The sequence below is a fragment of the Bacillus sp. HNG genome, assembly GCF_003400205.1.
Lineage (GTDB): Bacteria > Bacillota > Bacilli > Bacillales > Bacillaceae_L > Ferdinandcohnia.
The window spans coordinates 80,867-98,834 of record NZ_QUQV01000012.1; the positions used below are offsets into that span (position 1 = coordinate 80,867).

General features: G+C 38.5%; 14 protein-coding genes, 2 pseudogenes and 1 riboswitch. Of the genes and pseudogenes, 13 read left to right on the top strand and 3 right to left on the bottom strand.

Features of this window, described 5'->3' with window-relative positions; genetic code table 11:
* Positions 1-2 precede the first annotated feature (2 nt).
* Genes uxuA through DZB84_RS19000 form a run of 3 tightly spaced genes read left to right on the top strand, consistent with a single transcriptional unit; the run spans position 3 to position 3,051 of the window.
* Complete coding sequence (gene uxuA, locus DZB84_RS18990) at positions 3-1,064, top strand: mannonate dehydratase (protein WP_116353889.1); 1,062 nt, start codon at positions 3-5, stop codon at positions 1,062-1,064.
* Positions 1,065-1,078: 14 nt separating this feature from the next.
* Positions 1,079-1,921 (top strand): SDR family oxidoreductase, encoded by an 843-nt coding sequence (locus DZB84_RS18995; protein ID WP_116353890.1) that lies wholly within the window; start codon positions 1,079-1,081, stop codon positions 1,919-1,921.
* Between the two features lie 20 nt (positions 1,922-1,941).
* Positions 1,942-3,051 carry a class I mannose-6-phosphate isomerase gene (locus DZB84_RS19000; protein ID WP_116353933.1) on the top strand — a complete coding sequence of 370 codons (1,110 nt, stop codon included), beginning with the start codon at positions 1,942-1,944 and terminating at the stop codon, positions 3,049-3,051.
* Positions 3,052-3,099: 48 nt separating this feature from the next.
* On the opposite strand, the gene DZB84_RS19005 is transcribed toward DZB84_RS19000, so the two are convergent.
* Positions 3,100-4,080 (bottom strand): LysM peptidoglycan-binding domain-containing protein, encoded by a 981-nt coding sequence (locus tag DZB84_RS19005; protein ID WP_116353891.1) that lies wholly within the window; start codon positions 4,078-4,080, stop codon positions 3,100-3,102.
* A gap of 270 nt (positions 4,081-4,350) precedes the next feature.
* On the opposite strand from DZB84_RS19005, the pseudogene ftsZ reads away from it, so the two are divergent.
* Positions 4,351-5,301 (top strand): annotated as a pseudogene (gene ftsZ, locus DZB84_RS19010) (cell division protein FtsZ); the annotation flags it as partial.
* A gap of 43 nt (positions 5,302-5,344) precedes the next feature.
* On the opposite strand, the gene DZB84_RS19015 reads toward ftsZ, so the two are convergent.
* Entirely contained in the window at positions 5,345-6,262 is a 918-nt protein-coding gene (locus DZB84_RS19015; RefSeq protein WP_116353893.1) for an aldo/keto reductase, read from the bottom strand.
* A 102-nt stretch (positions 6,263-6,364) separates the two neighbouring features.
* On the opposite strand from DZB84_RS19015, the gene DZB84_RS25020 reads away from it, so the two are divergent.
* Positions 6,365-6,517: a hypothetical protein gene (locus DZB84_RS25020; protein WP_189655306.1), complete on the top strand. Its 153-nt coding sequence runs from the start codon at positions 6,365-6,367 to the stop codon at positions 6,515-6,517.
* A 47-nt stretch (positions 6,518-6,564) separates the two neighbouring features.
* On the opposite strand, the gene DZB84_RS19020 is transcribed toward DZB84_RS25020, so the two are convergent.
* Positions 6,565-7,071, bottom strand: a complete 507-nt coding sequence (locus DZB84_RS19020; RefSeq protein ID WP_116353894.1) for a DoxX family membrane protein — start codon at positions 7,069-7,071, stop codon at positions 6,565-6,567.
* A 348-nt stretch (positions 7,072-7,419) separates the two neighbouring features.
* Positions 7,420-7,529: riboswitch (SAM riboswitch) on the top strand.
* 123 nt (positions 7,530-7,652) lie between these two features.
* Here DZB84_RS19020 and DZB84_RS19025 point away from each other — a divergent pair.
* The 8 genes and pseudogenes from DZB84_RS19025 (at position 7,653) to asnB (ending at position 17,896) form a co-directional block, all read left to right on the top strand.
* On the top strand, positions 7,653-8,648 hold the full coding sequence (locus tag DZB84_RS19025; protein ID WP_116353895.1) for an aliphatic sulfonate ABC transporter substrate-binding protein: 996 nt from the start codon (positions 7,653-7,655) through the stop codon (positions 8,646-8,648).
* An 11-nt stretch (positions 8,649-8,659) separates the two neighbouring features.
* Complete coding sequence (locus DZB84_RS19030) at positions 8,660-9,496, top strand: ABC transporter permease (protein ID WP_116353896.1); 837 nt, start codon at positions 8,660-8,662, stop codon at positions 9,494-9,496.
* Between the two features lie 77 nt (positions 9,497-9,573).
* Positions 9,574-10,224: pseudogene (locus tag DZB84_RS19035) on the top strand (ABC transporter ATP-binding protein); the annotation flags it as partial.
* An 18-nt stretch (positions 10,225-10,242) separates the two neighbouring features.
* Positions 10,243-11,946, top strand: a complete 1,704-nt coding sequence (acsA, locus tag DZB84_RS19040) for an acetate--CoA ligase (RefSeq protein WP_116353898.1) — start codon at positions 10,243-10,245, stop codon at positions 11,944-11,946.
* A 173-nt stretch (positions 11,947-12,119) separates the two neighbouring features.
* Positions 12,120-12,875: an NRDE family protein gene (locus tag DZB84_RS19045; RefSeq protein ID WP_116353899.1), complete on the top strand. Its 756-nt coding sequence runs from the start codon at positions 12,120-12,122 to the stop codon at positions 12,873-12,875.
* Between the two features lie 426 nt (positions 12,876-13,301).
* Positions 13,302-14,483 carry a carboxylate--amine ligase gene (locus DZB84_RS19050; protein WP_116353900.1) on the top strand — a complete coding sequence of 394 codons (1,182 nt, stop codon included), beginning with the start codon at positions 13,302-13,304 and terminating at the stop codon, positions 14,481-14,483.
* 37 nt (positions 14,484-14,520) lie between these two features.
* Positions 14,521-16,041, top strand: coding sequence for a UDP-N-acetylmuramoyl-L-alanyl-D-glutamate--2,6-diaminopimelate ligase (locus DZB84_RS19055; RefSeq protein ID WP_116353901.1), 1,521 nt, complete (start codon positions 14,521-14,523; stop codon positions 16,039-16,041).
* Between the two features lie 7 nt (positions 16,042-16,048).
* Complete coding sequence (gene asnB / locus DZB84_RS19060; protein WP_116353902.1) at positions 16,049-17,896, top strand: asparagine synthase (glutamine-hydrolyzing); 1,848 nt, start codon at positions 16,049-16,051, stop codon at positions 17,894-17,896.
* The last annotated feature ends 72 nt before the right edge of the window (positions 17,897-17,968 follow it).

The following is a 17,968-nucleotide window of genomic DNA, read 5'->3' on the forward strand; positions in this document are numbered from 1 at the left end:
ATATGAATATGACTTTTCGCTGGTATGGACGCGGAAACGATACAGTGCCACTCGAGCATATAAAACAAATACCTGGGGTCAAAGGTATCGTGTGGGCTCTACACGAAAAACCTGTAGGTGAGATTTGGAACAAGGATGAAATAAAATCAGAGATTGATTATATTGCATCGTTTGGCTTTCATGCGGAAGTCGTGGAAAGTGTAAATATCCATGAATCTATTAAACTTGGAAATAACGAGAGAGACTATTATATAGATAATTATAAACAGACCATTCGAAATCTTGGAGAATTCGGTGTGAAGGTCATATGTTATAACTTTATGCCGATCTTTGACTGGACTCGTTCCGATTTATTTCGAGCGCTTCCGGATGGCTCAACTGCCTTATTTTATGAAAAAGCAAAGGTAGAAACAGATAATCCGAATGAGTTGATTGAAATGTTTTCCTCGTACTCAGAGATGACTTTACCGGGATGGGAGCCAGAGAAGATAGGGAGGATTAAGGAATTATTTATTGCTTATGAAGGAATGACAAATGAGGATTTATGGGAGAATCTTGCTTATTTTCTAAATGAAGTTCTGCCTGTTGCCGAAGAGTCAGGGATTAAAATGGCTATTCATCCCGATGATCCGCCGTGGTCTATTTTTGGGTTGCCAAGAATCATGACTGGTCGGGAAAGTCTACAAAAGCTTTTATCTATTTCCGACTCTCCATCAAATAGAATAACTTTTTGCACAGGTTCATTAGGGGTAAATCCACAAAATGATATGGTGGCTCTTGCGCGTGAATTTGCTAGTAAATCACCATTTGCTCATATACGAAATGTGAAGCTATTTCCAAATGGGGACTTTATTGAAACGTCACATCTAACATCTGATGGATCAATTGATATTAAGGGTGTTATGAGAGAGTTATCGGATATACAATTTGATGGGTACATCAGACCTGATCATGGAAGACATATCTGGAACGAGAAGTGTCGACCAGGCTATGGATTATATGACCGTGGGCTTGGCATCATGCACTTACTTGGGCTTTGGGATGCCTATCAAACTTTGAAATAAAAGGAGGGATTACAATGTTACTACCTAATCATAAAAGTTTAAAGGGAAGAACGGCTGTAATCACTGGAGGAAGTGGTGTACTTTGTTCAGAAATGGCACGCGAACTTTCACGACAGGGTGTCAATGTGGCAATCCTCAATCGTACAGCTGAAAAAGGGGAAATCGTAGCTTCTGAAATTAACAATAATGGTGGACAGGCAATAGCTGTTGCGGCAGATGTACTCGACCGAAAGTCTTTGGAAAAGGCAAAAGAAACAGTACTAGAAGCTTTTGGTCAAATTGATATTTTAGTGAATGGTGCAGGTGGAAATCACCCTGACGCCATTACTTCAGACGAGACTTATCAGGAAGAGGGAACCCTAGAAAAATCATTTTTTGACTTAGATGAAAATGGTTTTTCGAAGGTTTTTGCAAGTAATTTTACAGGCACATTTTTGACAAGTCAGGTATTTGGTCAGGAACTCCTTAAGCAGAAGTCTCCTGTTATTATCAATATTTCATCCATGAGTGCGTACTCCCCTATGACAAAAGTTCCTGCCTACAGTGCAGCAAAGGCTGGCATCAACAACTTTACAATGTGGATGGCAGTCCACTTCGCTGAAATGGGAATGCGTGTAAATGCTATTGCACCGGGATTTTTCCTCACAACACAAAATCGCAATCTTTTATTAAATGATGACAGTACTCTTACAGCAAGGTCGCAAAAAATTATTGGTCATACACCGATGAGACGTTTTGGGGATCCAAAGGATTTGCTTGGTACTTTATTGTGGCTTATTGATGAAGAAACTTCAGGATTTGTAACGGGTGTAACAATACCAGTTGATGGCGGATTCATGGCATATTCAGGCGTTTAGCAGTGGGGGAAGTGATTATTTTGAATGAGAAGTTAGATGGATCAAAACCGATTAAATTATCTTCTACGAGGGCTTGGCGTACATATATAGGCGGAAAATTATTAGAGGGATTATTGGGAGAAGAAAATCCCACAGATAGTCATTTTCCAGAGGAATGGATCATGTCAGTAGTTTCGGCAAGGAATAAGGGCCGCGAAGATATTGTCGATGAAGGATTAAGTAAGGTTGATATACATGATGTTCAACTTACATTGAAATCACTAATTGAAAATGACCCGGAAGGATTTTTAGGGGGAACCCATGTTAAAGAGTTTAGTGTGAAAACAGGTGTCCTAGTAAAAATCATAGATGCTGCTGAAAGATTAACTGTGCAGGTTCATCCCGATCGTATTAAAGCACGTGAGCTTTTTAATTCAGAATATGGAAAAACAGAAGCTTGGCATATACTAGGGGGCAGGGAAATTGAGGGAGAGCCTCCACATGTGTACCTAGGTTTTAAACCAGGAGTTACAAAAGAGAAATGGAAACAACTATTTGAGAAACAAGATATACAGGGTATGTTGGATTGTATGCATAAATATTATGTAGAGCCAGGTAACACCTTCTTAATTGAGGCAGGTACACCGCATGCGATTGGAGCGGGATGTCTTCTTGTTGAAATTCAGGAGCCAACAGATTTTACAATTCGTATCGAAAAAACCACACCTCAAGGTTTTACTTTGGATGATTTTATGTGTCACCAGGGAATAGGTTTTGAGAAGATGTTTGAGTGCTTTACATATGCAAACTATACAAGAGAAGAAACACTAAATAAGTGGAAAATTACCCCTACACAAATAACAGAGACGAACGGAAACAAAGAGTTTGAATTGATTGGGTATAACAATATTCCTTACTTTAAAATGAATCTACTTGAAGTAAATGATGAAATGAAAATAGAGGGAAATAATGTCTTTTATGGTCTATTAGTTGTATCAGGTATTGGTAGTATTATTTCAGGTGAAGATGAGCAATCACTTACTCAAGGGAATCAGTTCTTTATTCCAGCAAAGGTGTCTTCTGTAACATTACGGAATACTGGTGAGGAATCATTGAAAGTCATGAGACTGTTTGGTCCTCAGGTAATTTGAAAAATGAGACTAAAATGATAGCGGTAGCAAAATGCTACCGCAAAATTTTTATTCCATTCCCTTTCGAAGTTCATCCATTTTACGGGTAATGAGAGGATAGAAATACTTTTGTGCGCTTGTTGTGGAATTTCCTCCAAAAAATCCTGTTCCCGGACAGGTCTTTACATTGTAGTCAGGTCCTTTGTCCAACACCCTTTCTCCATTTCGTAAATCCCACCAATGATGGTAGGTTATACTGTCAATCGAAGGAGTTAATCCAAATTTAAGGCTTAAAACAGCATTGACATAGATGATTGTGTCACTGTGTTCTTTCGTCATGACATCGTGACCGATATCAAAATTTCCAAGGTGTTCAATTGCAATTCCGACAGAGTTGGCTTTGTTACCAATGGTGCCTTCTGGGGCAATATAGAGTGGACGTGAGACAGCAACCTTCCCATCTGGAAAAGTTGTAATGTTTTGTGCGATATGTTTCCATCCCATCGTGTTTTTATGGTAATTTTCCATTCCCGTTAGAAGTACAAAGTGGTTGGAGCCGTTAAATCGACTATAATCAGGCACCCATGTGTGGTGCTGTTGAATGAGGGTTATTTTTCGTTTAATCTTCTGATTCATAAGCCAATCCTTAAACTCTTCTTTTGTCATTAAAATATGTTCACCATGCATGTTCATCTTTTTCGGGACAATTTTCAGTACTTGCCCAGGGACAACTTCCTCGGATGAAATCCCATTTGTTCTCTTGATTTGCTCAGGGGATGAATGAAACCTAGCTGCAATCTCCTTTAAGGTATCTCCAGATGCTACTTCATAGGAAAAAGGAACCCAAAGCTTTTGTCCGACAACTAATAGATCGGTTTGAAGACCGTTGGTGACTTTTAATTCGTCAACTGTGGTATCAAATCTTTTTGCAACTTCAGGTAATGTATCACCAGCTTGAATGACATAAGTATTTTCTTGATTGTTTGCACTTGTATGAATGGGTGAAAACATGAAAAAAACTCCGATTATCAAGGCAATCCTAATTTTCATAGCTCGTTTCCTTTCGTAACATGTTAGTATATAAATGCAAGTTCAAAAAAGAGGATGAAAAAGAACGCGTCCTTCTCACTGGACTTTTTGAGCAACCTTTATTAGTTTGTAAAAGAAACGTAATATTATGCGATATAGGTACTAATGGCGGGGGCATTTTGATTTTTTAAAGGAAAAGTGTGACAAAAATCGAAGTAGTATTACGAAAGATATAATATAAATTCGAATCTTTTTTAGGAAGAGGGCAATGGGCGGTAAGGAGGAAAAATCATGCTCGAGTTTGAACCATACATAGATCAATTTGCTAGAATAAAAGTAGTAGGTGTTGGCGGCGGTGGGAATAATGCCGTTAATCGAATGATAGAGGCGGGGGTAGAAGGTGTTGAATTCATCGCGGTGAATACGGATGGACAAGCCCTCAATCAATCAAAAGCAGAGGTCACCATTCAAATTGGGGCATCGCTAACGCGCGGCCTTGGAGCGGGTGCAAATCCGCAAATTGGGATGAAAGCTGTTGAAGAAAGTGAAAAAGAAATTGAGGATGCTTTAAGAGGGGCTGATATGGTCTTTGTGACAGCTGGAATGGGTGGTGGCACTGGAACCGGAGCAGCACCAGAAATTGCAAGAATCGCAAAGGAATTAGGTTCTTTGACAATTGGTGTGGTAACAAGACCATTTCGATTTGAAGGACGTAAACGAGCTGTCAATGCAGATGCAGGAATTGACGCAATGAAGGAAGCGGTCGATACATTAATCATTATTCCGAATGAGAAATTATTGGAAATTGTTGATAAGCGTACGCCGATGATAGAAGCATTCCGAGAAGCCGATAATGTTCTTCTTCGTGGGGTTCAAGGGATTTCCGATTTAATTGCTGTACCTGGGTTAATCAACCTTGATTTTGCCGATGTAAAAACAGTTATGTCTCACAGGGGAACAGCTCTAATGGGAATTGGAATGGCGAAAGGGGACGGGCGTGCAGTTGAGGCAGCACATAAAGCAATCAATAGTCCACTGCTTGAAACATCGATAAGTGGCGCTCGAGGTGTTATTTTGAATATCACTGGCGGACGAAACTTAAGCCTCTTTGAAATTCAGGAAGCGGCAGATGTGATTTCATCTGCAACACATGAGGATCTCAACATGATCTTTGGATCAGTCATTAATGACAATTTAAAAGATGAAATAATTGTAACAGTCATTGCTACAGGTTTTACGGAAAATTAATAGAAGAGGCACCTTTTTATAGGTGCCTCTTTTGCGTTTATGGTAGAAGATAGCCAGCAGCTAGGAAAATGCTGTACCAATCTTCACGGCTTAACTGAACTTCACTTGCTTTTACGGAATCCTTTAAGCGATCAATATTCATGGTTCCGACAATCGGTTGCATATTGGCTGGATGACGTAATAGCCATGCAATCGCAATCGTTGTGTTGGATACACCATATTTTTCGGCCATTTCATCAATTTTTTGATTTAATTCAGGGCATTTTTCATTGCCAAGAAAAGGCCCTTCGAAATAGCCATATTGGAATGGTGACCATGGTTGAATCGTAATATCATTCAAACGACAAAAATCAAGTACATCTCCATCACGGTTAATGGATTGATCAATTTGCATATTTGAAGAGACGCCATTTGCAATCATATGGGCATTCGGGATACTTAGTTGTAATTGATTGGCAACGATTGGTTGCTTCACATATTTTTTTAACAATTGAATTTGCATTGGTTTTTGGTTGGAAACTCCAAAGTGACGAACCTTACCTGAAGACTCAAGTTGATCAAATGCTTCTGCTACCTCTTCAGGCTCAACAAGAGCATCAGGACGATGTAAAAGTAAGACATCAAGATATTCCGTTTTGAGTCGTTTTAAGATTCCATCAACAGAATTGAGGATATGTTCTTTTGAAAAGTCAAACATACCTTTTCGAATGCCGCATTTGGATTGAAGAATGATTTTTTCTCTCACGTCATCATTCATATGTATCGCATCTGCAAAGATTTCTTCACAAGCACCACTTCCGTAAATATCGGCGTGATCAAAGAAATTGGCACCGATTTCTAATGCGGTTTGTACAAACTTTTCTGCTTCAGGCTTTTCCAAAGTATTAATCCTCATACAGCCTACTCCAACAACAGGTACTTCTAATGAACTAGTTCCTAGTTTGATTTTTCGCATAGCTGACTTACCTCCAATTTTAGAACTGTTAATACTGTTTCCTCTTTCTAGTCTACATATTTCGAGAGTGAATGGAAAGTCTAGAAAAAAGGAGGTTTTGTGATGAAACGGTTGCTAATGCTGTTCCTACTATCGTTCCCAATGTTTTTCTTAATGGGATGCGGAGATGATGATGAAATGCCAGAAAAAGGGGAAGACATTGAGGAAATCGAAGAAGAGGATGAAATAGGTGACGGCGAAATTGATGATGAATAGAACATAAAAAAGTGTTCCCCCTAGCTTAGGAGGAACACTTTTCTTCGTTATGCTACGTTTGTAGCTGTTTTTGTAGCTTTTTTGTCGTTAATGCGTTTTGTAAGGTAAGGTACTGCGAATCTGTCTACACCGTAGTAGTAAGTTGCAGCTCCTGCGAATAAGAGAATGATTGCTACTGTGTAAAGCGTTGGGTTAGTGCTTGTTGTACCAGCAAGTAAGAAGTTAAGGTTCATGAATGCACCTGCAAGTAATGCTGGGATAGTTGCAAAACCAAGAATTAAACCAAGTCCTACTAGGAATTCACCCCAAGGAATGAGTACGTTGAATAACTCAATGTTTGGTACGGCAAATCCTTCAAGGAATGCTGCATACCAGCCTTGTACTGCTGGGTGATCTCCACCTGCATTTGCGATGGCACCTTGGATAAAACCACCTGCATCAAATCCGCCTGCTGTTATTTTATGAAAACCAGCTTCTAGCCATTGAATTCCTAACCATACACGTAATACTGTCCAAATAACTGCCATTTTAGGTCCTTTTAAGAATGCTCTCATCTTAATCTCCCCTTATAATTAATTTGTGAAACTCTTCACAAGTTGTTGTAAAAAAATATGAGTGCGTTAGCTGCCAGCTTTTGTAGTAGTTTGTGAAGTTTTTCACTAACTTTCTACACTCTTAATATACAGCGGATTTACAATAAAAGCAATAGGCTTCACAAATATGACACAAATGAATTTCTAGTCTACTTTTAATAGCTAAAACATAGGAATATGGGGATCGATTGTAACCTTAAATAATATTTCAATAAAATAAAATATTTCCAAAAGTGTTTGACTTTTGATTTTTCACATACTATAATCCTTTTATAAAGCAAAACAGAGACGTATTAATTTAATAAAGAACTCTTATCCAGAGCGGTGGAGGGACATGGCCCTACGAAACCCGGCAACCTTCAAGGTAATTCTTGAAAAGGTGCTAAATCCATCAGGTACAATTACCTGAAAGATAAGAGGAGGAAAAAAGCCCTCTTCTTACTGAAGAGGGCTTTTTCTATCGCTTTGAAGATGAAGGTTTGGAGTTGTATTAATATTATTCTCAGTTTACCTACTGGAATTTATGGAAAAGGAGAAAAAAGATGAAGAAAATAAGTGCTGTGTTTATTGTTTTATTGTTGTTTGTTGGAATTGTAGGTTGTTCTAATAGTTCAGGTAAGGCTAGCCAAGGGAACGAAAAACCGGAGAAAATTAAATTGGATTATGCTTTTTATTCTCCAACAAGTCTTGTGCTAAAGGAGTTTGGTTGGGCTGAAGAGGCATTTGAGGAAGAAGGAATTGAGGTTGAGTTTGTACTTAGCCAAGGAAGTAATAAGGCCCTCGAATTCTTGAACAGTGGTAGCGTCGATTTTGGTTCATCGGCAGGGGCAGCGGCCTTAATGGCTAAAGCAAATGGTGCACCGATTGAAGCTGTTTATATTTATTCAAAGCCAGAATGGACGGCATTGGTGGCAAATAAAGATTCAAAGATCGAAAGTGTAAGTGACTTAAAAGGGAAAAAGGTTGCCGCAACAATCGGAACTGACCCCTATATTTTTCTATTACGTGCCCTAGATGAGGAAGGACTAAGTCCATCAGATGTTGAGATAGTTAATCTACAGCATGGAGATGGAGCGGGGGCTTTATCGTCTGGTCAGGTAGATGCTTGGTCAGGACTAGATCCTCACATGGCAAGAGTTGAATTAGAAACAGATGCAACTCTTTTCTATCGGAATGCTGATTTTAATACGTATGGGACCTTAAATGTCCGTTCGGAATTTGCTGAAAAATACCCTGAATATGTTGAAAAGGTCATAGAAGTTTATGAAAAGGCTCGAAAATGGGTGTTAGAAAATCCAGAGGAAGCTGCAGAGATTCTAGCAAAATCAGCAAACATTGATATTGAAGTAGCGAATAAGCAATTAAATGAACGCAATGATTTTTCAAATCCGGTGCCTGGTGAAGCACAAATTGAGGCTTTAATGGAAGCGGGGAAGGTTCTCCAAGCACAGAATATTATCAAAAAAGACGTTGAATTAGAAAAATTGGTTCAAGAATTGATTAATCCGACATTTGCGCAAAAAGGAATAAAGCAATAAGAGGAGGCACTATGAACATTAAAGGTGAAGCGGTATCCAGACAAATAAAGGTGAAGTCGAAAACTCAGTTTGTTTTATCGGGCAATGTGAAAATCATTTTACTTGGTAGTATCATTCCTGCCATTTTACTAGTGGTTTGGCAGTATTTAAGCCATATCGGTGTCCTTGAAGCACATCTTATGCCGGCACCAACGGTCATTCTGGCAAAAATAATTGAATTTGCTGGAGATGGAAGCCTTTGGGGTCACATTGGGATTACTTTATATCGAATCTTTTTTGGTTTTCTTATCGGGGTGGTCGCTGCTGTACTATTTGGTTCATTGGTCGGCTATTTTCGAATAGCTGAAGCATTATTAGATCCAATGCTTCAAGCGTTTCGTTCAATTCCATCGCTTGCATGGGTGCCCCTTTTTATCCTTTGGATGGGAATTGCCGAACCTTCAAAAATCACACTAATTGCTGTCGGAGTGTTTTTTCCGGTTTATTTAAACATCGTGTCTGGCATTCAAGGTGTTGACCGAAAATTGATTGAAGTAGGTAAAATTTATAATTTTTCAACCTTCGAGTTAATTAGAAAGGTCATCTTGCCTGCGTCCCTTCCATCCTTTTTAGTAGGGATCAGAAGTGGTCTAGGGTTAGGATGGATGTTTGTTGTTGCGGCTGAATTAATGGGAGCCAGTCAGGGGATTGGGTATTTGCTTGTCGTTGGTCAAAACTCTTATTCTCCTGAAACGGTCATTGCTAGCATTGTGCTATTTGCAATCCTAGGAAAAATATCGGACTCCATTCTGAAGAAAACAGAGGAAAAAACACTTCATTGGCAAGATAGCTATGTGAAAAAGGCGTGAAAGGATGAAAAAGAATGCTAGCAGTTCAAAATGTTTCACGTACCTTTTCGAACGGTACGACGGGGTTTAGAAATATCAGCTTTGAAACAAAACAAGGTGAAATTATTGGCGTTTTAGGTACGAGTGGTTGTGGGAAAAGTACCTTATTACGAGTCTTATCTGGATTAGATCCAGATTACACAGGAACGGTTGAAATCAGCGGAGACAGAATGAAATCTGTTCATGAAAAGGTAGGCGTTATTTTCCAGGAATCGCGTTTAATGCCATGGTTAACAGTAATCGAAAACATTTCATTTGGTTTAAAGAATGATAGTCAGAAACGTGAAAAGGCACAGGACTATATAAAACTAGTTGGGCTAGATGGCTTTGAAAATCACTATCCAAAGGATATTTCCGGCGGGATGGCACAACGAGTCTCGATTGCTCGGGCGCTTATTACAGCACCTGAAGTGTTGCTCTTAGATGAGCCGTTTAGCGCACTTGATGCACTTACGAAAATGCAGCTCCAGGATTTACTGTTAACTATTTGGGATACATACAAATCCACGATGATTCTAGTAACCCATGATATCGATGAAGCCCTTTATTTATGTGATCGGATTATCGTTTTAAAAGGGCAACCTGGCGAAGTCTATCAATCGATTCAAATTGATGAACCAAAGCCAAGGTCTCGTGGGGATGTGAAGCTAGCACAACTGAAGGCGGAAATATTGGAACTATTAAGTTAGCGAAAGGGGAGTGCAGATTTGACAACAACAAAATTAGATTTCATAAAACCTTTTGACGGAGATTATAATCTTCACAATTATGATAAGGTTCGCGAGCAATTTTCCTGGGAAGAGGTTAAAAAGGAATTTAGCTGGTACCAAACAGGGCAAGTGAATATGGCTTATGAATGTATCGACCGCCATGTTGTAGAAGGGTACGGGGACAAAACCGCCCTTCACTATATTAATGAAGAAGAGGAACAGATATTTACATTTAAAGAGATAAAAGAGAAGTCTGACCACCTAGCAACCGTATTGAAAAAATACGGAGTGAAAAAGGGAGATATCGTGTTTATCTTTTTACCGAAAAATCCAGACATGTATATTGCGATGATTGCAGCGGTTAAGCTAGGAGCTATTGCGGGACCTCTGTTTGAAGCGTTCATGGAGGATGCGGTTAAGGACAGGATTTCCGACTGCGAGGGACGCTTTCTCATCACGGATTCCGTGTTGGTCAAAAGAGTTCCTAAACAACAATTGCCATCCTTAGAAACGGTGTTCATTACGGAAGGAACAGAAAAATGTAAGGAAAATGAAATCTCACTTGTAGAGGTGCTAGCAAATACTCCCAGTAATAATCAGATAATCGAATGGTTGGATTTTGAGGCAAGGCTTAATATTCATTATACAAGCGGGTCTACAGGAAAACCTAAGGGGATTGTCCACGCACATCGGGCCATGATTCAGCAGTATCAAACGGGAAAATGGGTCCTTGATTTAAAAGAGGATGATGTTTATTGGTGTACAGCACACCCTGGTTGGGTGACGGGAACCGTGTATGGAATCTTTGCACCTTGGCTAAATCGTGCAACAATTGTAGTCAATGGGGGGAGATTTAATGCCGATTCCTGGTATTCAACAATTGAAAAGACTGGTGTCACGGTTTGGTATAGTGCTCCTACAGCATTTAGAATGTTGAAGGCGGAAGGAAATGAAGTACTTAAAAAATATAATCTTCGTTCACTACGTCATATTTTAAGTGTGGGTGAACCATTGAATCCTGAGGTCATTGTTTGGGGATTGGAAGCATTAGGGAAAAGAATCCATGATACGTGGTGGATGACGGAAACAGGAGCGCAGTTAATCGTCAATTTGCCTTCAGAGGTCATTAAACCAGGATCGATGGGTAGACCTATACCTGGAATTGAAGTAGCGGTATTAGATGATGATGGAAATTCGCTCCCTAATGGGCAGGTCGGTCATCTAGGTATCAAGGCATCCTGGCCATCCATTATGAGAGAAGTATGGAAAAATGAAGAGAAATATCATTCCTATTTTTTGAATGGCTGGTATATATCTGGTGATTTGGCTATTTTAGATAAGGATGGATATGTGTTTTTCCAAGGGCGCAGCGATGATATGATTAATTCATCAGGTGAACGTATCGGTCCTTTTGAAGTTGAAAGCAAGTTGATTGAACACGAAGCAGTGGCTGAGGCTGGGGTCATTGGAAAACCTGACACATTAAGAGGGGAAATTGTAAAGGCCTTTATTGTACTAAAGAAAGGCTATCATCCAACAGCTGATTTACTGGAGAATATTCGCGTATTTGTGAAACAACATCTTGCTGCTCATGCTGCACCAAGGGAAATTGAAGTGTTAGATGAACTTCCAAAAACAAAGATAAGCGGGAAGATTTTACGAAGAGAACTAAAGGCTCGTGAACTTCAAAAAACTCATTAAGAAGTATGACTGGATATTTAACTGGAAAATGTAACCTTAAATGATGTGGATTCGTCATATAAGCAGGGGTGTTTACCCTTGCTTTTTTGTGTAAAAGAACTTTATCCAGTCCAAGGTTTTTTACGTAAGTGGGGCGCAAATGATATAATTTGTGAAAAAGGGCGGTGGCTAGAATGTGTTTAATTTTGTTTGCCTACCAAGCACATCCGGTCTATAAATTAATTGTTGCGGCAAACCGGGATGAGTTTCTGCAGCGACCAACAGCTCCGATTCACTTCTGGGAGGATGAGCCTACTCTATTGGCTGGAAGAGATCTTGAAAAAATGGGAACGTGGATGGGGGTTACTACATTTGGTCGTTTTGCGGCTTTAACAAACTATCGTGACCCAAGTGAGATATTAGAAGGCAAACAATCGAGAGGAAAACTAGTAAAAGATGCGCTTACCTATAATGGAGCCATTACAGAATATATGAAGCAGCTAGAGAAGACGAACTCTCAGTATCCAGGCTACAATCTATTAGTAGGTGATCTGGATAACCTCTATTATTATTCCAATGCTGGAAAGATCATTGAAAAAGTAAAACCAGGTATCCATGGGCTTAGCAACCATTTGCTTGATACAAACTGGCCGAAAGTGAAAAGAGGAAAAGACGGGCTTTCTACTATTATAAACGGAGAAAATTTAGTGGAGAACCTATTAGAATTACTACAAAATACAGATCGGCCAAATGACAATCTCCTACCTAAAACAGGCGTGTCACTCGAATGGGAACGAATTCTTTCTTCTTTATTTATTCAAACAAATGGGTATGGGACGAGAAGCTCTACCGTATTATTAATGGCGGAGGCAGAAATTCAGTATGTGGAACGAACTTTTTCTAGCTCAGGAACAAGCGATCAAACATTCCGTTTTCCGGTTAAATCTTAAATGAGCGGGACTGTGGAATAGTATATAATAGAACAAAGATGATAAATCTACTATAAAAAGAGTTGGGAAAAACGTCGAAAAAGGGGATTAGAGTACGAAAACATCTATACTGTACTCTATTTTTTGTTTTTATTTTTCAATGTTACAGCTTAATAACAAGCGGGATAAAGGTGTATTTCATCTTGAAACACCCCTTATTCTGTGTCAATATTGTACTATTAGTACGAGTTCAAAAGGGAGAGTGAAAAGGACCGAGAATTTCAAGGCGGCGCAGCTTTGAGTACCGGAGCGTATGCAGTTAATACGTGAGGAACTCCAAAAGCAAGCTAACGCAGAAATTCGATGTGTCATTTTCGGACGACTTTTTGAACATCCTCTATTGACAAAGAGTCAAATTAGGAAGTAAATCAAGGAGTCTGGTAACGTATGAACAATAAAGCAGTTGTTTTAGGAAACAATTATTATATAGGCTTAAGTACGATGAGATGTTTGGGTAGTGAAGGGATACATACGGTAGCCGTAGATTATTCCTATGAAAATACGTACGGAGCAGAGTCGAAATATTGCTCGGAGCGCGTAATTGCACCACATTATCGAAAAGAAAAGGAACAATTTATAGCCTTTTTAAAGGAATATTCGAGAAAGCAAACGGCAAAACCGGTGTTAATTCCATGTCATGACTCTTATGTAGAAGTGATAGACGAATATTTAGATGAACTAAAAGAATTCTATCTCATCCCTCAAACGGAGCAAGGACTTTATACAAAAACGATGGATAAGGATGAATTACATAAATTGGCCGTGAAACACGGAGTTGCGGTACCGGAAACTGTTCATCTTGGGGAAGAAAACTTTTATGAGAAAATTGAAGAAAATATTAAATTTCCATGTTTAGTGAAACCAACTGATTCTCCTACGTTTGTATCTATTTTCCGCAGGAAGTTATTTAAGGTTAACAACCGTCAGGAATTAGATGAAGCATTACAAAAAGCGAAAGAAGCGAACCAAGAAGTCATTGTGCAACGAATCATTCCTGGGTTTGATGACCATATGTATACATTTGATGCGTACTTAAACCAAGAAGCTAAGGTAACGCACTGGATGACCTGTCAGAAATACCGTCAATATCCTATAAATTTTGGTGCATCTGTGTACACTGGACAGAAATATGTACCAGAGCTTTATGAAATTGGTTCTACGTTTTTAGAAGCCATTGGGTTCAAAGGCTTTGTAGAAATCGAATTTAAAAAGGATGCAGAAACAGGTACGTATTACTTAATTGAATTAAATGTAAGGATTACTAACTTGAACAGTATGCTTTACAAGGTAGGGCTTAACTTTCCATACATTACATATCGAGAACTAACAGGTAATCCGTTACCTCCTAAGGCGATTGAACATGACACAAACCTAGTCTTTTGGTATGCATATGAAGACTTCTATGCAATAAAGGGTTATTTAAAAACGGGTCAATTAACGATGCCGCAGGTCATAAAGTCCTTCTTTAAACCGAAAGCATATGCGATATGGGATTGGAAGGATCCGAAGCCTGCGTTTTCATATGCTGGTATCATTTCCAAAAAGCTACTAAAGAAAATAAAGAAATAATGCTGTAAGTTAAGGTCATTAATTGGAGTGGATAACAATGCAATTACAATCAATTTTACGTAATCTGGATTATACCGAAATAAAGGGAAGTCTTGATGTAGAAGTGACCTCTATCGCTTATGATTCAAGGGAAGTAACAACGAACGGCGTTTTTGTTGCCATATCTGGCTTTACAGTTGATGGTCATGATTATATAGAAAATGCCATTAAAAAAGGTGCAACTGTTATTATTGTTGAACGAGATATATGGCTTGAGGACTATGTGACAATCATCAAGGTTTCGGATACAAGATTAGCGTTAGCAAGAATGTCTGCTAATTTTTATGATAATCCCACTGAAAAATTAAATCTGATTGGGATTACAGGGACGAACGGGAAAACATCTACAACCTATTTTGTTAAGTCTATCTTTGAACAGGCAAAAAAATCCATTGGTCTGATAGGAACTATGGGTACTATAATAAACAATAGACATTTTGAAAATAAAAATACGACTCCTGAATCATTAAATTTACAGGGTATTTTTTCAAAAATGGTAGATGAAGGTATTGAAGATTGCATCATGGAAGTTTCCTCTCACGCATTAGACTTAAATCGTGTAGCTTATTGTGATTTTAATACGGCCATCTTTACGAATTTAACGCCTGATCACTTAGAGCTTCATAAAAATATGGAAGAATATTTTAACGCGAAGGCAAAGCTTTTTGATTTAGCTCAGGAACATTTAGTGATAAATATAGATGATACATATGGAAGAAGACTTATCGATAGGGTAAAAGACTCGAATAAATCGATTCTTACGTATGGTATCAATCAGAAAGCAGATATTTACCCAACAGATCTTCACTTTTATGCAGATTACAGTACGTATCAATTAAATACTCCAACTGGTTCAGTAGACATAAAGGTAAACATACCAGGTGTGATTTATGTTTATAATAGTTTAGCAGCTATCGCAGCTGCCTATACGAATCAAATGTCTTTGGAAGACATTAAAGAAGGAATAGATGCTGTAAAAGGAATAAGAGGAAGGCTTGAGGTCATCTACCAAGATAAAGCTAGAAAAGTTGTCGTTGATTTTGCCCATACGGAAGATGGTTTAGAAAAAGCACTTTCCAGTTTAAGACCATATACGAAAGGAAGACTAATTGTTGTCTTTGGCGTGTATGCGGCACCTGGAAAAGATGGAAGTGATAAGCGAAGAGCGATGGGAAAAGTTGCAGCTACATATGCCGACTTATCGATTGTAACCTCTGATAATCCGAAGGAACAGGATCCGAATATTATCGCGAAAGAAATCGTAGAATCCATGAATGAGGTTGATGGTAAATACCATGTGGAAATTGATCGTAGAGAAGCGATTAAATATGCCATTGAAAACAGTCAAGAAGGAGATGTTATCCTTCTCGCAGGGAAAGGTCATGAAACTGCACAAGTAATTGGCAATAAGGAAATTCCGTTTAATGAAAAAGAAATTGTGAACGAACTACTAGCTAATATACGAAAAAATAGACTCAAATTACAGTCAACAAAGAAATTTATAAAAATAAAAAGGTGATTAAACTATGTGTGGCTTCGTTGGTTTTGCTGATTCAAAGCTTGAAATAGATAAAGTACAAGTAATAAATGATATGATGGACACAATTATTCATAGAGGTCCTGATAGTGGTAACTATTTTTCAGATGATCGAGCAACTTTAGGTTTTCGCCGCTTAAGCATCATTGATTTAACTGATGAAGGGAACCAGCCCATGCTCAATGAAGATGGTAGCTGTGTTTTAGTTTTCAATGGTGAAATCTACAACTATCAAGAGCTTCGCGAGGACCTTATTGAAAAAGGACATATTTTTAAATGTGATTCTGACAGTGAAGTTGTCGTCCATGCATACGAGGAATACGGGGTTGACCTTTTACAAAAGGTTCGCGGGATGTTTGCATTTGCGATTTGGGATAAGAACAATGAATCCATGTTTTTAGCACGTGATTTCTTTGGGATAAAGCCTTTATATTATACGCAAAATACAACAGACAACTCGCTTATCTTTGGTTCTGAAATTAAGTCATTTTTAAAACAGCCAGCTTTTAAGAAAGAATTAAATAAAGATGCGATAAAGCCTTATTTAACCTTCCAATATTCAGTGCTTGATGAAACCTTTTTTAAAGGTGTTTATAAATTAAAGCCTGGTCACTATATGCTTTACAAAAAAGGGAACATTGAAATCAAGCCGTATTGGGATATTGATTTTGATGCCGATGATAAAGGGCTTGACCATTATATTGAAGAAATTAACAATACCTTAAAGGAATCGGTGAATTACCATAAAATTAGTGATGTAAAGGTTGGTTCCTTCCTTTCAGGTGGGGTTGATTCGAGTTATATCACGGCTTTATTAATGCCAAATAAAACATTTTCTGTAGGGTTCCAAGATCACGAAGGAATCTTCAACGAAACGAACTTAGCAAAGGATTTATCCGATATCCTTGAAATTGAGAACTATAAAGAACTAATGACGGCAGATCAGGCGTTTGAAATGCTACCTACCATCCAATATCACATGGATGAGCCACAATCAAACCTATCATCTGTTCCATTGTACTTTTTATCAAAATTAGCAAGTGAGCACGTAACGGTTGTTCTTTCTGGTGAAGGAGCAGATGAAATTTTTGGTGGCTATGCATGGTACCAAAAGTCTGGAAAGCTAGAAAAATACGAAAAGATTCCTTATGGAATTCGACGTATGATTTCCGGAATCAGTGCTGCGCTGCCGCAAAATAAAATTACAAACTTCCTTGTGAAGGGTGGTCAACCGGTTGAGGAAAAGTTCATCGGTCAAGCGAGAATATTTGAGGAAGAAGATGCTCGCAAAGTCTTAAAAGATGAATATCAAACAGGCCCTTCTGTACAAAGTATAACGAAAAAAGTATATGATAAGGTTAAAGGGAAAGATGATGTTACAAAAATGCAGTATCTTGACCTTAAACTTTGGCTTCCGGGGGATATCCTCCTAAAAGCAGACAAAATGAGTATGGCTCACTCCATTGAATTACGGGTACCATTTTTAGATAAAGAAGTCATGGCAATGGCTTCTCACATCCCTAGTGATTTACGAGTGAACAACATTGATACCAAATATGCTCTTCGTTCTGCCTCTGAAAAGGTGCTACCTGAAGAATGGGCAAAACGTGAAAAAGTAGGATTTCCAGTTCCAATGAGACACTGGCTCCGTGAAGAGAAATACTACAACATCGTAAAAGAAATGTTTGAATCCGATATTGCAAAAGAATTCTTCCAAACAGAAGAGCTTATGAAATATCTTGATGACCACTACCATGGAAGACATAACTATGCAAGAAACATCTATACGGTTTATGTATTCCTTGTATGGTATAAGAAATTTTTCATCGAGTTATAAAACCTGTTTTTTCACATATACATGGTTTCTAGTGATTGTCTAACTTTATTCAGCAGAAGGAACCTACTGTTA

Bases quoted from the DNA above. Each gene is read 5' to 3' on its own strand.
- DZB84_RS19025 (WP_116353895.1), top strand. From the start codon at position 7,653: ATGAAGAAAATAAGTGCTGTGTTTATTGTTTTATTGTTGTTTGTTGGA.
- DZB84_RS19055 (WP_116353901.1), top strand. From the start codon at position 14,521: ATGCAATTACAATCAATTTTACGTAATCTGGATTATACCGAAATAAAG.
- DZB84_RS19045 (WP_116353899.1), top strand. From the start codon at position 12,120: ATGTGTTTAATTTTGTTTGCCTACCAAGCACATCCGGTCTATAAATTA.
- asnB (WP_116353902.1), top strand. From the start codon at position 16,049: ATGTGTGGCTTCGTTGGTTTTGCTGATTCAAAGCTTGAAATAGATAAA.
- DZB84_RS19050 (WP_116353900.1), top strand. From the start codon at position 13,302: ATGAACAATAAAGCAGTTGTTTTAGGAAACAATTATTATATAGGCTTA.
- DZB84_RS19005 (WP_116353891.1), bottom strand. From the start codon at position 4,080: ATGAAAATTAGGATTGCCTTGATAATCGGAGTTTTTTTCATGTTTTCA.
- DZB84_RS25020 (WP_189655306.1), top strand. From the start codon at position 6,365: ATGAAACGGTTGCTAATGCTGTTCCTACTATCGTTCCCAATGTTTTTC.
- uxuA (WP_116353889.1), top strand. From the start codon at position 3: ATGAATATGACTTTTCGCTGGTATGGACGCGGAAACGATACAGTGCCA.
- DZB84_RS19020 (WP_116353894.1), bottom strand. From the start codon at position 7,071: ATGAGAGCATTCTTAAAAGGACCTAAAATGGCAGTTATTTGGACAGTA.
- DZB84_RS18995 (WP_116353890.1), top strand. From the start codon at position 1,079: ATGTTACTACCTAATCATAAAAGTTTAAAGGGAAGAACGGCTGTAATC.
- DZB84_RS19015 (WP_116353893.1), bottom strand. From the start codon at position 6,262: ATGCGAAAAATCAAACTAGGAACTAGTTCATTAGAAGTACCTGTTGTT.
- DZB84_RS19030 (WP_116353896.1), top strand. From the start codon at position 8,660: ATGAACATTAAAGGTGAAGCGGTATCCAGACAAATAAAGGTGAAGTCG.